At 64.1% G+C, this 1,453-nt stretch carries 1 protein-coding gene; it reads left to right on the plus strand.

Annotated features, from left to right (window positions below):
- Positions 1-41 precede the first annotated feature (41 nt).
- Positions 42-1,253 (plus strand): IS4 family transposase, encoded by a 1,212-nt coding sequence (locus tag IWX89_RS18305; protein WP_196904963.1) that lies wholly within the window; start codon positions 42-44, stop codon positions 1,251-1,253.
- The last annotated feature ends 200 nt before the right edge of the window (positions 1,254-1,453 follow it).

The following is a 1,453-nucleotide window of genomic DNA, read 5'->3' on the forward strand; positions in this document are numbered from 1 at the left end:
CAATACCGTTCAGTTAAGCTTGCCCGTGTTACGTTGGGGGTATGGCGCGTACGGGGTGGGTGAAGCCGGTCTCTGATCGCCGGTTGTCGGATTTGGTGTCGGTCGGTTTGCTGACCCGTGTGTTTCCGGCGGATGTCATCGACGAGGTGGTGAAGGCGGCGGGGCGGACGGAGCGGCGAAACAGGGCGTTGCCGGCGCGGGTGATGGCGTATTTCTCCATCGGGATGGGTCTGTATGCCGAAGCGTCCTACGAGGATGTGTTTGCTCAGCTGACGGATGGATTGTCGTGGTCCTCGGGCTGGTCCGAGATGTTCGTGCCACCGTCTAAGTCGGCCATCTTCCAGGCGCGTCGTCGCCTGGGGTTCGAGCCGGTGCGGGACTTGTTTGCCCGCGTCGCGCGACCGCTGGCAGGGCCGAACACGCCGGGGTCTTGGTTGGCGGGGCGACGTTTGATGTCCATTGATGGAACAGTCCTGGACCTGGCCGACAGTGTGGTGAATGCTGAGTTCTTTGGCCGCCCGCCGGTCAGTCGGGGGGAGCAGTCCGCTTTCCCGCAAGCACGCCTGGTGGCGTTGGCGGAGTGTGGAACGCATGCCGTTCTGGACGCAGTGATAGGCCCGTGCACGACGTCGGAAATTGAACTCTCCCGGGAGCTCGCGGGGCGTTTCCAGCCGGGCATGCTGGTCCTGGCCGACCGCGGCTTCTATGGCTTCCGGTTGTGGGCGCAGGCGGCCGCGACCGGCGCTGACCTGCTCTGGCGGGTCAAGACGAACCTCCGCCCCCGGTATCAGGAGACCCTCTCTGACGGGTCCTGGCTGGCGAAGATCATCCCAACGTCGGGCCCCGGACGGCAGACGACGACACCATTGACAGTGCGGGTCGTGGACTACACGATCGACGACGGACGCGATAATCCCGACGCCTACCGGCTACTGACCACGATCCTGGATCCGGACGAGGCCTCGGCGGAAGAACTGGCGACCGTGTATTCCGAACGGTGGGAGATCGAGTCCGTGTTCGACGAGTTGAAAACGCATCAACGCGGCCCCCGCATGGTGATGCGGTCCAAATCCCCAGACCTCGTCAAACAGGAAATCTGGGGCCACCTCTGTTGCCACTACGCGATCCGCACCCTCATGATCGACGCCGCTCAGCACGCCCACCGCGACCCGGACCGGGTGTCCTTCGTCGCCGCACTCCGCATCGCCCGCCGCTCCGTGGCTCAGGGCGCTTTTTCCCCCTCCGCGCCCTGACCACGCCACGGCCATCTGGCGCCATGCAGTACTCGCCCTCGTCCGACGGCTGAACCCCGCACGCCGACGAAGATCAAACCCCCGAGTCATCAAACGCAAGATCTCGAAGTGGCCCGCCAAACGCCTCCACCACGCACAATGGCCACAACCCCTCCACGCCTCAGAAATCACCATTCAAAACGCTTAACTGAACGGTCTTG

The sequence above is a fragment of the Cryobacterium sp. MP_M3 genome (genome assembly GCF_015752155.1).
Taxonomy (GTDB): Bacteria; Actinomycetota; Actinomycetes; order Actinomycetales; family Microbacteriaceae; genus Cryobacterium.

What these genes read in the sequence shown, in the direction of transcription:
- IWX89_RS18305 (WP_196904963.1), top strand. Translation starts at nt 42, where the DNA reads ATGGCGCGTACGGGGTGGGTGAAGCCGGTCTCTGATCGCCGGTTGTCG.